This is a genomic window from Verrucosispora sp. TAA-831 (assembly GCF_050780145.1).
Lineage (GTDB): Bacteria > Actinomycetota > Actinomycetes > Mycobacteriales > Micromonosporaceae > Micromonospora.
Window position 1 is genome coordinate 1,985,350 of sequence record NZ_CP192240.1, and the last position, 13,986, is coordinate 1,999,335.

Annotated in this window: 12 protein-coding genes; 5 read left to right on the forward strand and 7 right to left on the reverse strand. The window is 73.3% G+C overall.

The features are described from left to right. Positions 1-50: 50 nt before the first annotated feature. Complete coding sequence (locus tag ACQVFL_RS09025; protein WP_431729144.1) at positions 51-704, forward strand: DsbA family protein; 654 nt, start codon at positions 51-53, stop codon at positions 702-704. Next, the gene (locus ACQVFL_RS09030) at positions 701-1,330 is read left to right on the forward strand and encodes a vitamin K epoxide reductase family protein (RefSeq protein ID WP_431729145.1); all 630 of its coding nucleotides are present in this window, start codon (positions 701-703) and stop codon (positions 1,328-1,330) included. Before ACQVFL_RS09025 ends, ACQVFL_RS09030 begins: the two co-directional genes overlap by 4 nt. Here ACQVFL_RS09030 and ACQVFL_RS09035 read toward each other — a convergent pair. From ACQVFL_RS09035 to ACQVFL_RS09045, 3 genes are read right to left on the reverse strand one after another with little or no spacing between them, the layout of a single operon-like run. Continuing rightward, positions 1,309-1,932 carry a DedA family protein gene (locus tag ACQVFL_RS09035; RefSeq protein ID WP_431729146.1) on the reverse strand — a complete coding sequence of 208 codons (624 nt, stop codon included), beginning with the start codon at positions 1,930-1,932 and terminating at the stop codon, positions 1,309-1,311. The genes ACQVFL_RS09030 and ACQVFL_RS09035 overlap by 22 nt on opposite strands. 44 nt (positions 1,933-1,976) lie before the next feature. Continuing rightward, entirely contained in the window at positions 1,977-2,357 is a 381-nt protein-coding gene (locus tag ACQVFL_RS09040; protein ID WP_396691387.1) for a YccF domain-containing protein, read from the reverse strand. Positions 2,358-2,416: 59 nt separating this feature from the next. Beyond that, a complete protein-coding gene (locus ACQVFL_RS09045; RefSeq protein WP_431729147.1) occupies positions 2,417-4,519 on the reverse strand; it encodes a cellulase family glycosylhydrolase in 2,103 nt (700 codons plus the stop codon). A 251-nt stretch (positions 4,520-4,770) separates the two neighbouring features. On the opposite strand from ACQVFL_RS09045, the gene ACQVFL_RS09050 reads away from it, so the two are divergent. After that, the gene (locus ACQVFL_RS09050) at positions 4,771-5,985 is read left to right on the forward strand and encodes an FUSC family protein (RefSeq protein WP_431729148.1); all 1,215 of its coding nucleotides are present in this window, start codon (positions 4,771-4,773) and stop codon (positions 5,983-5,985) included. A 16-nt stretch (positions 5,986-6,001) separates the two neighbouring features. Here the strand turns inward: ACQVFL_RS09050 and ACQVFL_RS09055 are convergent, their stop codons facing one another. The 3 genes from ACQVFL_RS09055 to ACQVFL_RS09065 all read right to left on the reverse strand — a co-directional run bounded on the left by ACQVFL_RS09055 (position 6,002) and on the right by ACQVFL_RS09065 (position 9,935). Continuing rightward, positions 6,002-6,535 carry a DUF3558 family protein gene (locus ACQVFL_RS09055; RefSeq protein WP_396691382.1) on the reverse strand — a complete coding sequence of 178 codons (534 nt, stop codon included), beginning with the start codon at positions 6,533-6,535 and terminating at the stop codon, positions 6,002-6,004. Between the two features lie 23 nt (positions 6,536-6,558). Then, positions 6,559-7,080, reverse strand: a complete 522-nt coding sequence (locus ACQVFL_RS09060) for a hypothetical protein (RefSeq protein ID WP_396691381.1) — start codon at positions 7,078-7,080, stop codon at positions 6,559-6,561. Positions 7,081-7,163: 83 nt separating this feature from the next. Beyond that, a complete protein-coding gene (locus ACQVFL_RS09065; RefSeq protein ID WP_431729149.1) occupies positions 7,164-9,935 on the reverse strand; it encodes an AAA family ATPase in 2,772 nt (923 codons plus the stop codon). Positions 9,936-10,266: 331 nt separating this feature from the next. On the opposite strand from ACQVFL_RS09065, the gene ACQVFL_RS09070 reads away from it, so the two are divergent. Next, positions 10,267-10,929: a hypothetical protein gene (locus ACQVFL_RS09070; RefSeq protein WP_431729150.1), complete on the forward strand. Its 663-nt coding sequence runs from the start codon at positions 10,267-10,269 to the stop codon at positions 10,927-10,929. A gap of 60 nt (positions 10,930-10,989) precedes the next feature. Here ACQVFL_RS09070 and ACQVFL_RS09075 read toward each other — a convergent pair whose 3' ends face one another. Then, the gene (locus ACQVFL_RS09075; RefSeq protein WP_431729151.1) at positions 10,990-12,837 is read right to left on the reverse strand and encodes a hypothetical protein; all 1,848 of its coding nucleotides are present in this window, start codon (positions 12,835-12,837) and stop codon (positions 10,990-10,992) included. Positions 12,838-13,125: 288 nt separating this feature from the next. On the opposite strand from ACQVFL_RS09075, the gene ACQVFL_RS09080 reads away from it, so the two are divergent. Next, positions 13,126-13,959, forward strand: coding sequence for an ABC transporter ATP-binding protein (locus ACQVFL_RS09080; RefSeq protein WP_431729152.1), 834 nt, complete (start codon positions 13,126-13,128; stop codon positions 13,957-13,959). Positions 13,960-13,986: the final 27 nt, after the last annotated feature.

The following is a 13,986-nucleotide window of genomic DNA, read 5'->3' on the forward strand; positions in this document are numbered from 1 at the left end:
AGCCGACCGGTGCAGCATGGGCTGCTCCCGCAGAGAAGGTTGACGCCCGCATGACGAGGAACCTGCGACTGACGTTGGCGATGATCCTGGTGGTGATCCTCGTCATGATCGGCCTGACCACGATCAACCGGAACGCCGGCTCGCGCGCCGACGGCCAACCGGTCGATCCGGCCGTGCTGGTGCGCGACGACAGCCACCGACTCTCCACCGCGACCGACGGCAGGGTCACCCTGGTGGAGTTCCTCGACTTCGAGTGCGAGGCGTGCGGCGCGGTCTACCCGGCGGTGAACGAACTCCTGGACGCCTACCAGGACCGGATCACCTTCGTGGTGCGGTACTTCCCGATCCCCAGCCACCCCAACGCCGAGCTGGCCGCCCGGGCCGCCCAGTCCGCCGCCAACCAGGGCAGGTTCGCCGAGATGTACACCGTGCTGTTCGAGAACCAGGAGGCGTGGGGGCACCAGCGGACCCCGCAGACCGAGACGTTCGTCGGGTACGCGCGCACCCTCGGCCTGGACGTCGAGGCGTTCCGGCGGGACCTCGACGACCCGGCCACCGCCGAGCGGGTGGCCCGGGACCGGGCCGACGGCGAGACCGCCGGGGTGCAGGGCACGCCGACGTTCTTCCTCAACGGGCGGCAGTTGACCAACGTCCGTACCCAGGCGGACATGATCGCCGCCATCGACGCCGCGCTCGCCGGATGAGCGCCGACACGGCCCGTCGGCCGGCGGACACCGACGCACCGGGGGCGACCTTCCTCGCCCGGGTCACCGCGTGGGTGCTCACCGTCGGCGGCGCCGTGGGTCTGCTCGCGGCGGCGACCCTCACCGTCGAGAAGATCAACCTGCTGGGTGATCCGGACTACGTGCCGACGTGCAGCATCAACCCGATCCTGTCCTGCGGCTCGGTGATGACCACCCCGCAGGCCGCCGCCTTCGGCCTCCCGAACCCGCTGCTCGGCATCGCCGGCTTCGCGGTGGTCACCACCCTCGGCGTCGTGCTGCTCGCCGGGGTACGGCTGCCCGGCTGGATCTGGGCCGGTCTCCAGGCCGGTGCCACGTTCGGCGTGATCTTCGTGCACTGGCTGATCTACCAGAGCCTGTACGTCATCGGCGCGCTCTGCCCGTACTGCATGGTGGTCTGGGTGGTGATGATCGCGATCTTCGTCTACACCACGCTGCACCACCTGCGTCGGGTGCCGCCGTCGTCACCACCGGCCCGGCTGGCCGGACTCGCCGGCTACCACAGCTTCATCCTGGTCGCCTGGTACACGGTGATCCTGTTGGCGGTGCTGGTGCGCTTCTGGGACTACTGGTCGACCCTGTTCTGACGCCGCCTGCGCCGCCTGCGCGCCAGCGCGAGCAGCCCGCCCAGCACGACCAGGCCCAACAGCGCCTCGGTGCCGATGCCCAGTTCCCGTTCCAGGTAGCGGTAGGAGGCCGCGCCGAGGTAGCCCAGCACGGAGACCGCCGCCGCCCAGAGCAGCCCGCCGGTCACGTTGGCCCACCCGAACGTGGTCCGGCGCATGCCGCTGGCCCCGGCGGTCAGTGGGACCACCACCCGAAGGACCGCCACCCACCGGCCGACGACCACCGCCGCCGCACCCCGCTCGGCCACCAGACGCCGAGCCTGGTCCAGGTCGAGGCGCCGCCGTGCGGCGGCGGGCGCACGGGAGAGCACCGCCGGCCCGTATCGCCGTCCCAGCAGGTAGCCGACCTGGTCGCCGAGGCACGCCCCGGCTGCGGCTGCGGCGACCACCGCCGACAACGGCAGGTGACCCTCGTGCGCGACCACACCGCCGACCAGGACGGCGGTCTCACCCGGGACGACCAGCCCGAGCAGGGTGGAGGACTCCAACGCGGGCAGGGCGAACACCAGGACCAGGACGACCACCGGCGGAAGGGCGGCGATCACCGTCAGCACCCGATCCACGCCTTGATTGTGGCCGTCCCGACCCGGCGTCGAGCAGGGAATCGTTACGGCGCGGGGACGACCTCCTGCCCGAGCGGCCAGATCGCCGCCGGCACCAGCTTGAAGTTGGCCACCCCGAACGGGATCCCGATGATGGTCAGGCAGAGGCTCACCCCGGCGACGATGTGCGACAGCGCGAGCCACCAGCCGGCCAGGACGACCCAGATGACGTTGGCGACGCCGGAGGCCACGCCGACATTCGGCTTGGGCACCAGGGTCCGGCCGAACGGCCACAACGAGTACGACGCCAACCGCAGCGACGCGACGCCGAACGGGATGGTGACGACGAGCACGAAGCAGATCAGGGCCGCGATGCCGTACCCGATCGCCAGCACGATCCCGCCGCCGAAGATGAGCCACAACACGTTCAGCACGAATCGGATCATGATTCCATCATGACCGGTGGGTGCCACCGGCCGCGAAGGGCGGCCGGTGGCACCGTCGCTCAGCCGGTGACGCCGGTGACCGCCGTGCCGGACCTGGTGACGCGGTAGGTCGCCCGGGCACCGCTCCAGAAGTGGAAGGTGAGGGTGACCGGGGCGCCGTCGCGTACCTCACCGAAGAAGGTGGAGGTCAGCGTGATCCGGTTGGCGGCGTAGTCGGGCGCGAAGGCGACGTCGAACTCCTTGTACGACGTCCAGTCGTGCGGGCCGGCGTTGCTGCCGTCGGCGTACTTCGCCTCCATGGTGGCGAGCTGGTCGCCCCGGAACTGGGTCGGGATCGCGAACGCGGCGGTCGTGCCGGTGGAGTTGGACAGCACCGGCGGGTCGTACGTCACGATGTCGATCCGCCACGGCACGCCGGTGGAGAAGCGGGCGTGCAGGGTGGCGTTGACGCCGTACGCCCGGCTGCCGACCAGCCGGGTCAGCGCGCTCGCGGTCAGCGTGAGCTGGTTGCCGGAGATCGTGTAGTCGGTGCCCTGCGCCAGGGTGGTGGTGCCCTGCCGCAGCCCGGAGAAGGTGGTGCCGTTCAGGTTCAGCGTCAGCGACTTGGCGGTGACCGAGCCGGTACGCGGCACGTACACCTGGTCGGCGGAGGCGGTGCCGGAGCGGGTCGTCCAGCTCGACTTGATCTGGGCGAACAGCTCCGCGTCCCTCCACTGGAAGGTGATCCGGTCGAAGTGCTGGCCGTTGTCCCAGAGCTGGGTGGTGAGTCGCTTGGTGCGGGCGTAGTGACCGAGGAACTCGAAGAACTTGAGCTTCTCGCCCTGCTGCACGGTGCCGGTGTGTCGGTCGAAGCCGAGCAGCCCGTACTCGCCGATGACGACCGGGATGTCCCGGGCGACGAAGGCGTTGTGCACCCGGTCGAACCGGTCGATCAGATCCTGCTGGGTGACCGCGTCGAACCGGGTGCCGCCGGCGACGTTCACGCTGAACGGCCAGTAGCCGTAGAAGTGCACGGTGGCGATCAGGTTGCGGTCGCCCAGTTGGGTGAAGGTGCTCACCAGTTCGTCGATGCGGGGCTGGTCGGAGGAGGTGTGCAGGGTCGGCAGGACCAGCATCCGGGTGGCGTTGTTGCCACCGGAGGCCCGCACGATCCGGTGGAACGAGGTGTTCAGCTCGTGCAGGAGCTGCGCGTTCTGGGCGTCGCCGGAGCTGTTCGCGAACTGCGGCTCGTTGACGCTCTCGAAGTGCAGCCTCGGCGAGGCGTCCCGGAACGCGGCGGCGATCTGGGTCCAGAGCGCGTTGTAGCGGTTGAGGACGGTGGTGCGGTTGGTCGGCATCTCGTGGATCCACTGCCACGAGTCGTGGTGGATGTTGATCATCACGTAGAAGCCGTCGTCCAGCGCCCAGCCGACGACCTCCTTGATCCGGTTCAGCCAGGCCGCGTCGATCGTGTACGAGGGTGCCGGGCCGTGCCGGTTGCTCCAGGTCACCGGGATGCGGATGCTGTTGTAGCCCTGGGCCCGGATGGCGTCGAGTTGCGCCGGGGTGACCCGGGGGTTGCCCCAGGCGGTCTCGTCGGCGCCGACCGCGTCGAAGGTGTTGCCGAGGTTCCAGCCAGGCTGCATCGCGGCCACGTACGCCATCGCGTCACCGACCGGCGGCGGGGTGGTCGGGGGTGGCGTGGTGGGCGGTGGCGTGGTCGGCGGCGGCGTGGTCGGGCCGACGCTCCCGGTGCAGGTGACCCCGTTGAGGGCGAACGAGGTCGGCGCGGCGTTGCTGGTGCCGGTGTAGGTGCCGTTGAAGCCGAACGAGACGCTCTGGTTGGTGCCCAGGGCGGCGTTGTAGCCGACGTTGGTGGCCGTCACGTCGTTGCCGGTGGCGGTGACGGTGGCGTTCCACGCCTGCGTCACCCGCTGGCCGGAGGGGAACGTCCAGGTCAGCCGCCAGCCGTTGACGGGGTCGCCGAGGTTGGTCAGGTCGACGTTGGCGGTGAAGCCGCCGGGCCACTGGCTGGGGGCGGAGTAGACCACCCGGCAGCCCGCGGCGGCGTACGCGGCACCCGCGTTGACCAGGCCGACGCCGGCCAGTAACACGGCTATCCCGCTGGTGACCAGGCCGAACCGCCATCGTGTCCTGCGTAGTGTGCCTCTCAGCCCGGCCATGACGCTCCTCGGTGTGGTGATGGTGTCGACGGGATGCTGGCCGAGCGCCGCCGGGACCACCGGAAACGTCCGGCCGGCTCGCACCATAAGTTGGGATCAACAACTTTGTCAATCGACCAAAGCTGATATTGAGTGCTTCTGCGCAGGTAGGGGCGTTGTGTCACGGCAAGGCGGTCGTCGGTGCCCGTACCGAGTCGGGTGGTCGGACGCGTACCAGCGAATGAGGTCAGCCCGGGCGGGTAGTCGGCGGCGTGACGGCGACGGACGAACGGGACCGCGGATGGCTACGGGACGCCGTCGGGAGTGTGGTCGGGGTGGTCGCGCGCGCGGTCGGCGGCTTCAGCGGACGGATCGGCTGGCAGGAACGGCGCCGGACGCTGGAGCTGTACGCCATCCTCGCGGTGCAGGCCGGGGTCGCCGCCGCCGTCGCCTGGACGGTCGCGCACCAGGTTCTCGGGCATCCCTCGCCGGTCTTCGCACCCAGCGCGGCGGTGGGCACGATCGCCGCCGCGATCGGTCGGCGGACCCGACGCACCGTGGAGCTACTGATCGGCGTCCTGGCCGGGATCGTGGTCGGTGACGCCCTGATCTGGGTCATCGGCACCGGGCCCTGGCAGATCGGCACCGTCGTCACGCTGGCCATCCTGCTCGCCCTCACGCTGAGCCGGGGCGGCCAGGTGGTGACCCAGGCCGGCGGCACGGCCGTCCTGATCGCCACGCTCGCGCCGGTGCAACGGGGGCTGGAGGTGCCCAGGATCATCGACGCCACCATCGGTGGACTGGCCGCCGTGCTGGTGGTGGCGGTGCTGCCGGTGAACCCGGTCCGGCTCGTGCAGCGGGCGGCCCGTCCGCTGTTCATGGTGCTGATGGAGCAACTGCACACCGGCGCCGACGGCATGTCGTCCCGGGACGCCGAGGCGGTGGCCCGGGCCCGGGACGCCCTGACCGCCCTCGACCCGCAGGTCAAACTCATCGCCGACGCCGTCGCCGGGGCACAGGAGGCGGTGGCGATCTCGCCGGCCCGGTGGCATCGCCGGTCCGAGTTCGAGCACTACGAACGCGGCGTGCGCTATCTCGACCTGGCCGTGCGGGGCTGCCAGGAACTGTTACGTCGGGCCGCCACGGCGGTCCGCGACGACGAACCGGTGCCGACCGGTCTGCCCGCGGCGGTGCACTACTTCGGCGACTCCCTCGCGCTGATGCAGATCACCGCGGAGAGTGGGCACCACACCGGCCGCACCGAGGGGCTGATCCTCAAGGCGGTGGACCGGGCCGCCGAGGCGTACCAGGAGGGGGTCGGTTTCTCCGGCAGCGTGGTGGTGGCGCAGATCCGGACCGTCGCCACCGACCTGCTGCGCACCCTCGGCTGCCCGGAGGAGCAGGCCAGCGAGTCGGTCCGGCAGCGATTCGGGCGGCGGCAGGAGGAGGGGCCCCGGGACCCCGAGGCGCAGCCCGATCGCGCGTGACCGGGCTGCGGACGGGTCACAAGCGCCCGGCCACCGTCCGGGCCACGTCGGTGAGGCGCGTGACGTACCCGGCCGGGTCGTCCAGCCGGACCAGCCGGACGGCCACCCAGGTTCCGGAGACGCTGACGAAGACCGCCCCCTCCTCCAGGTACGCCTCGTCCCCGATGCCGGAGAGCGTCTCGAACTCGTGATCGAGGTCCCGGTCGACGTCGAGGATCTTCTTCGCCCCGTCGCCGACGAAGACCTCCACCTGGGCCAACGGCCCCGAGACCGGCCCGGTGTACGTGCAGGTGTCCCGCACCGCCACCGGGTCCTCCAACGGTGTACCGGCCAACTCCTCGGCCTCCGCCTTGGTCACCAGCGCGCAGGCGTCGACCTCGGGCGCGTCCGGCGGCGCGGGCGGCTCGCTCGACGGCTCCGGCCCGGGTGTCCCGGTCGGTGCCGCCGGTGGCGGTGCCGCCGCCGGCTCGGCGGTCCCGCCACAGGCGGCGAGTACGGCCGTCACGAGCGCCGTCACGGTGAGCCGGGCGGCGGTGGACAGGTGCCTCATCGTCGTCTCCCTCCGCCGCGCCGTCACCGGGGCAGGGCGTCGAGCAGCCGACGCAGCGCCTGCTCGTACCCGTCGGGGCGGGCACCGAGGCGGGCGAAGCTGCTCAGCGTCACGGTGTAGGCGCCGCCGTCGCCGACCAGCACCGCCTCGGCGCCGATGTCCTTGACCGCCAGGTAACCCTTCGCGCCGTCGCCGACCTCCGTCACCGTCGGATAGATCTGCCCGGCCTGCTGACGCTGGTAGTCGTAGGTGCTCTCGCCGGCGAGCCGGGAGGCGGTGGTCACGGTCAGTTGGGCCACCCCCTTGCCGTCGCCGAAGCTACAGGTGCCCTGGTCCTCCATCGGCTCCCCGACGAACTCGGAGATCTGCGCCGCGGTGAACGGGCAGGGTGGGCGGACGGTGTCGGCCGTGTCGACGGGCAGGTCGAAGTCGGTGTCCGCGCCGGCTCCCGTGTCCGGCGTCGCCGGCGCCTCGGTGCCGCCGTTGTCGCATCCGGTGAGAACGAGCACCGCCACGCAGAGCGCCGGCAGGATCTTTCGCCGCACGTGTCCTGCTCCCTTCTTCGGCCGACCGTCGGGTGACGTCTCGACGCTACGGTCGGCGGACCGGGAAGGAATCCGGTGTTTCCCTAGCTTTCGACGCCCGCCACCGGATCCCGGGCGCCGGTCGCCGTCCGCGCGAGCGCGGCACCGAGCTCGGCCCGGCGGGAGATGCCCAGCTTGCGATAGACCCGGGAGAGGTTCGTCTCGACCGTCTTCGGGCTGACGAACAGTTCGTCGGCGATGGCCCGGCTGGTGCGGCCCAGGGCGGCGAGCCGGGCCACGCGTTCCTCGGTCGCGGTGAGGTCCGACGGGGCGGGCGGGCGGCCACCGAGGCGGCCGGCCTCGGCCCGGGCCCGCTGCGCGAACGCCGCCGCCCCGAGCGCGTCGAACTCGGCCGCCGCGACCTGCAACGCCTCCCGGGCCTGTCGCTTACGACGCGACCGGCGGTGCACCACCCCGGCGACCAGCAGACACCGGGCGCGATCCAGCGGCAGGACGTCCGGCGGCACCGCGGCCCGCGCGGCGTCGATCTCCGCCAGCGCGGCCGACGGGTCGATCCCGTCGGCGCTGTCCACCAGCGCCCGGCTGCGCGCCAACCCGAGCAGCGTCCAGGGACGCGGCAGCCGCCGGTGCCGCTGGGCCAGCCGTGCCAGCGTCGCCCGCGCGGTGACCAGGTCGCCGACCCCGACACACGCCTCGATCCAGTCCGGCTCGAAGCGTTGGGCCAACGGCTCGGCCAGGCCCATCCGGTCGAATATCGCGGCGAGCCGCCGGAACCCGGCGGCGGCGTCGACCGTCCGCCCGGCACTGAGCGCGACGAACGCACCCAGGTGCAGGTGGATCCGACGGCACCAGTCGTCGTCGAGTTCGTCGCCGAGTCGGGCGCCCGCCTCGGCCACCCGGGCCGCCGTGTCGAGCCGCCCCCGCAGCGCGTCGAGCAGCGCGGCCAGCCAGGTCTCGGCGGTGAGTTCGGTGCCCAGCAACTCGCCGAGTTCGCGGGCCGCCGCGATGTGCCGCTCGGCCGCCGCCCAGCGACCGGCCAGCAGCTCGGTCTCGCCGAGGTGCTTGAGCAGCTCGTACTGGGACGGCTCGTCCCCGCGTGCGGTGGCCCGGTCCAGTAGCCCGGTCAGGCGCTCCCGGGCCCGGTGCAGGTCGTCGATGCCCTTCCACCAGACGGCCGGGATCGTGCCGGCCAGCCAGGACGGCTCCGCCCCCTCCATGGCCAGTGCCCGGTCGAGCAGGTCGGTGCGGGGCGGCGCTCCGGCGCGTACCTCGTTGAAGAACAGGTTCATCAGCGCGGCGGCCAGCAGCGCGGGGTCGCCGCCGGGCCCGGTGAGCAGACCGACCGCCGCCTCGGCGTGCGTACGGGCCGGATCGGGCAGATCGACGAAGAGCGCCAGGTGGGCGTGGATCCGACCGGCCAGGGGAGAGTCCGGTCGGGTCGCGGTCAGGGCCTGCCCGGCGGCCTCGACGGCGGTGCCGCCCGGCTCGTCGGCGCTCCACGCCACCACGGCCCGCAGCAGCAGGGCCTCGGCGCGGACGTCGCCGGTGAACTCGTCGGCCACCGCTTCGGCGGCGAGCCGGGCACCCGGATGGTCTCCGCAGTCGAACCGGCACCGGGCCGCCGCCAGCCGCCGCCGCCCCTGGGCCTGACGGTCGTCGGTCGGCGTGAGGCGCGCCGAGGACTCGTAGAGGGTCGCGGCGGCCTCCGGCGCCCCACGCGCGTGCTGCCGTGCCGCGGCAGCCGCCAGGGCGTCGGCCACCACCGGGTCGGCCGTGGTGGCGCAGAGCGCCAGATGCCGGACCCGCTCGTCCGGGTCGGCCACCGCCTCGGCCAGTCGGCGGTGCAGGGCCCGCCGTACGCCGGGCGGGATGCCGGCGCGGACCGCCGCCGCGTACACCGGGTGGGCGAACTCGACCCGCTGCGGCGTCACCACCAACAGCCCCGCCTCCTCGGCGGCGTCGAACGCGCCGGGACCGACCCCGGCCGTCGCCAGATCCCCGAGCACCGGTACGCCGAGCAGGGCGGCCAACCGCACCGCGTCCCGACAGCGCGGCGGCAGCCCGGCGAGAACCTCGCCGAGGAGGTGGTGCATGGAGGCGGTCACCGGCAGGTCCTGTCCCGGCTCGGGAGGCTGCGGCAGGCGCTGTACCGCGCGGGCCACCTCGATGGCGACCAGCGGGTTGCCGGCCGCCTCGCGGGCGATCCGGGCGAGCAGCGGGCGACTCAGCGGGGCGTCGATCCGGTCCCGCAGCACGTGGTGCAGCGCGGCCACGTCGAGCGGGGCCAGGGCCAGCCGGGTCAGCCGGCGGGGGCCGGTGTCGAGCCCGAGCGGAGCCGCCCAGGGCGCCGGTCCGGCCGGGGTGCGGCAGCTCACCAGCGTGGCCGGCGCCGGGTCGAGTCGGCGCAGCGCGAACCGCAGCGCGCGCTCGCTCGGTCGGTCCAGCCAGGGCGCGTCGTCCACCGCGACCAGCACCGGTCGTCCGACCGCGAGCGCCGCCTCCAGCAGCGTCCGGGTCGCCGCACCGACCACCCGTTCGTCGAACGTCTCGTCGCTGTCCCCGGTGAGCAGCACCACCTCGGCGGCCACCCGCTGGGGACGCGGCAGGTCCACCACCAGGTCCGCCAGCGGGCGGAGCAGGTCGGCGAGAGCGGCGAACGGCAGGTCGGTCTCGCACTCGGCCGGCGCGCAGGAGAGGACCGACCACCCGGCCCGGGTCGCCTCGGCGACCAGGGCTCGCAGCAGGGTCGTCTTGCCGATCCCGGCCGGGCCTTCCAACAGCACCGGGCCGGGCTCGCCCAGCGCGCGCCAGGCCAGGTCGAACAGGGCGTCCCGGCCGACGAGCGAACGCGGCATGTGGCGATTCTGGCACCGGCCGGAGTCGATGGGGATCAGGCGGTCGGCGCGCCGTGGCCGTCGCTCAGGGAGACACCGACGCCCGTGCGGCCAAATGCAAGGAATCCCACCTACGGCATCCACATAGGAAGGAATCCCAGAGATTTCTCATCGTGTATGCGTCGCGTCGACCGGTGCTCGATCGTTGCCGAAGACGGGGGACTTCGTTCTCGGACCGGTCGACCGGGCACCCGGGCGTGCGCGCGACCAGCCGGAGAGCGACTTCCACGATCTCGCGACGAGTGTCCGAAGGAGAGGTAGCCGCGCGACGCGTACGGACGGGAGGGGTGGGGTGTTGGAGGGTAGGGATCCGACTGACATCGTCCGCCGGGCGACGGCCGAAGCGCTTCGGCGGATCACCGGGGAGACGATCCTGACCAGCATCGTGGGGAGCCGGCTGGGGGCACTGGGGGACGGGTTCCGTGACGTGCTGCGCTCGGCGCTGGTGACACAGCGGGTGACGGCGCCGCTGCGACTGATCGGGCTGTGTCGGGAACTCGACCTCGGGCCCGACGCGTTCGACCTGCTGGGACATCACCTGCTGGGGGCGCTGGTCGGGCACCGGCCCGGCCCGGACGCACTGGTCCGCACCGGCGGCGCGCTGGGGTTGGCCCGGCGGGAACTGTTCGCCACCCGTCCGCCGGAGGTGGACGACACGGTCCGGGGGGCGCGTCCGCACACCGGGCGCGGCAACAGCGCGAACGCCCGCTACCGCTCGACGAAACCGCCGGAGCACCTGCCCTCGCCGCCCGCCTGGACCTGCACCGGCTGCGGTCAGGAATGGCCGTGCGCGGTGAAGCAGAGCCAACTGCTGGCGGAGTTCGGCGGAGCGCGCGCCGCGCTCGCGGTCTATCTGGGCTCGTGTCTGCTCGCCGCCGCCCGGGACCTGCCCGGGTTGCCGCCGGCCGACGCCCGCGACCGGTTCCTCGGCTGGTTGCCGCGCCGACCGTGCTGAGCACGGTCGGCGGGTGAGCCGGTGCGGGGACGCGCCCCGCACCGGCCCGACCCGGTCGACTCAGCGCGCGGTGGGCTCGGGCGCGGTGCCGTTGGCGGCGACGACCGGGTGCCCGGCCTCGTCCTCGGTGACCGGCGGACCGGCGAACCAGTCGATGCCGCCCTTCCCGCCGGCCGCGACCACCGCCGCCGCCCGCGCCACCGGGTCCGCCAACCCCGCCACGTCGTTCGGTGCCACCGGACCGGACTGCGCCGGGCCGGTGCCCTCGGAGCCGGTCGGGGAGGCGGTGCCGTCCGGGCCAGATGAGGTGCCCGCCGCGCCACCGCTGCCCACCGGGTCGCCGGAGGCGGTGTCCGCCGAGCCGACCTCGGTGCGGGTACCGTCCGGGTCCTCGCCGGAACGCAGGACGTCGGCGTCGGGACGGGACGCGTCCGGACCGGCGGTGGTGCCGTCCGGGCCCGCCGCGGAGCCGTCGACCGCCGGCCGCTGCGGACCGCCCGGCCCGGGACCGGCCGCCTCGGCGCGAGGGTCACCGGTCGCCGGGGAGTGGTGCGCGCCGGTCGCCGGGGCCGGTTCGCCGTTGACCCGGGCGGACGGGCGTGCGCCCACCACCGGGTACTCGGCGGTCTCGGTGCCGCCGGCCGCCGCCGCCATGACCGCCGCCGCCGCCAGGTCGGCGACCCGCTTGGCCTCCCGCTGCACCCGGGCCCGGGTCTCCTTGGCGTGCCGTTCGGCCGCCTCGACGGCCCGACGCACCTCGTCCAGCCGCTGGCTCTCCGCCGCGAGGTCGCGGCCGGTCTCCTCCAGTTGCCGGCGCAGCCGCGTCAGCTCGGCGTCGGTGGCCTCCTTGTCCCGCCGGGTCTCGTCGAGCTGCTGCCGGGCGCCGTCCAGCTCCTCCTGCAACCGGGCCAGCGCCTCCTGCTGCTCGCCGACCTGGAGCTGGACGGTGTGCAACTGCTCCTCGGCGGCGGCAGCCTGCTCGTCGCTGAACTTGCGGGTCTCGGCCGCCTGCTCGTCGGCGCGCTTGCGGATCTCGGCCGAGTACTGCTGCGCGTCGGCGATCATCGAGCTGACCCGCTGCTCGGCGGCGGACCGCTGGGCGGCCAACTCGCGCTCGACCGACGCCCGCTGCTCGGCCAGGTCCTCCTCGGCGTTGGACCGCCGCTCCGCGAGTTCCTCCTCCACGGTGGTCCGCCACTGGGCCAGTTCCTGCTGGCTCTTGGTGCGGGCCGCCTGGATCTCCTGGTGGATCTGGGTACGCGCGGAGGTGGTCAGCGCCTCCGCCGCCGAGCGGGCCTGCTCGACCTGCTGGCGGCACTGCTCGCCGATGCGCTGCGCCTCCTGCTGGGCGCGTTCGTGTGCGGCCTCACCCTCGGCACGCAGCTTCTCGGCGCGTTCGCGGATCTCGGTCAGCTCCGCCTCGGCCGTGGCGCGCTTCTCCTCGTACGTCTTCTCGTGCTCGGCCCGTCGGCCGGCCAACTCCTCGTCGAGGTCGGCCAGCGCCTTGACGGTCCGTTCGCGCGCGTTGGCGAGCGTCTTCTCGGCCTCCGCCTGGAGCTTGGTGGCCCGGGACGTGTGGGTGTCCACGATGGCCGTCGCCTGCTTCTCGGCCAGGTCCAGGATCTGGTCGACCATCGGGCCCAGGTCGCGGAAGGACGCCCGGTCCATCTGGGTCGGCCGCTGGCGCAGCTCGGTCACCTCGACCTGGAACGCCTGGAGCTTGCCGGTCAGGTCCCGTACGTGCGACGTGGCCCGGTCCCGGTCGGCGGCGACCGCGGCGATGCGGGCGTCGGCCTGTTCGACGTAGCGGTCGACCTGCCGTTTGTCGTACCCCCGCAGGGTGACCTCGAAGTTCGGCCGCGAGGCCAGGTCGTCGCGGGCTGCGAACGGTTCCTCGCCGATGGACATGCCCCATCCTCCGTACGATCGCGAGCGCCACACCGGCCGCCCGGCTGCGATGACGCGCAACGCTACCGCTGCTCGCGTTCGTCTGTCCTCCCACCCCGGTACCGATTCGGCACCGGCTGACGGGTGGGTGCGGTCCGCGGTCCCGGGTGCGGCCGGCAGGGGTCCGGGTGACCTGGGTGGGCGGTGTCGCGCCGGCCTGCCATCGAGTCGCGTCGAACCGGGCCGGTGCGCCGACCGGTGTCGGGGGCCCCGTCTTGACAGCGAGTTAGGTTAGGTTAGCCTAACCGCATGTCGAGCGTACTGGCGTCGGACGGCGTCGAGCAGAGCCTGCGTGGAGCCGACCTCCACCTGGGCTACCACGGCACGCCGGTGGTGCACGGTGCCGGGATCACGCTCCGCCCCGGTGCGGTGACGGCCCTGGTCGGGCCGAACGGCAGTGGTAAGTCGACCCTGTTGCGGGCACTGGCCCGGCTGCACCCGATCGACAGCGGCGCGGTGCTGTTCGCCGACGGGTCCGCCGCCGCCGGCCTGCCCGCCAAGGAGTACGCCCGCCGGGTGACCCTGCTCGCCCAGAGCCGACCGGTCCCCAACGGGGTCACGGTCCGTGATGTAGTCGGCTACGGTCGGCACCCGTACCGGGGGCGTTGGCGCGCCGACGACCCCGACGGTCCCGCCGCGATCGGCCGGGCGATGGAGGTCACCGGGGTCACCGCGATGGCCGACCGGCCGGTGGACGAGCTGTCCGGCGGCGAGTTGCAGCGGGTCTGGCTGGCCACCTGCCTGGCCCAGGACACCCCGGTGCTGCTGCTCGACGAGCCGACCACCTTCCTCGACCTGCGCTACCAGGTCGAGATCCTCGACCTGATGCGGGACCTCGCCGACGACCACGGTGTCGCGGTCGGCGTGGTGCTGCACGACCTCAACCAGGCCGCCGCCGTGGCCGACGAGGTGGTGCTGCTGCACGGCGGCAGGGTCCGGGCCACCGGCACTCCGGCCGAGGTCTTCACCGAGGACGACCTGACCGAGACCTACGGCATCCGGATCGAGGTCGTCGTCGACCCGCTCAGTGGTCTGGTCACCACCCGCCCGGTGGGCCGCCACCTCACCCGCATCCCGGTCTGATCCCGGACCGGTCCGTACAACCCATCC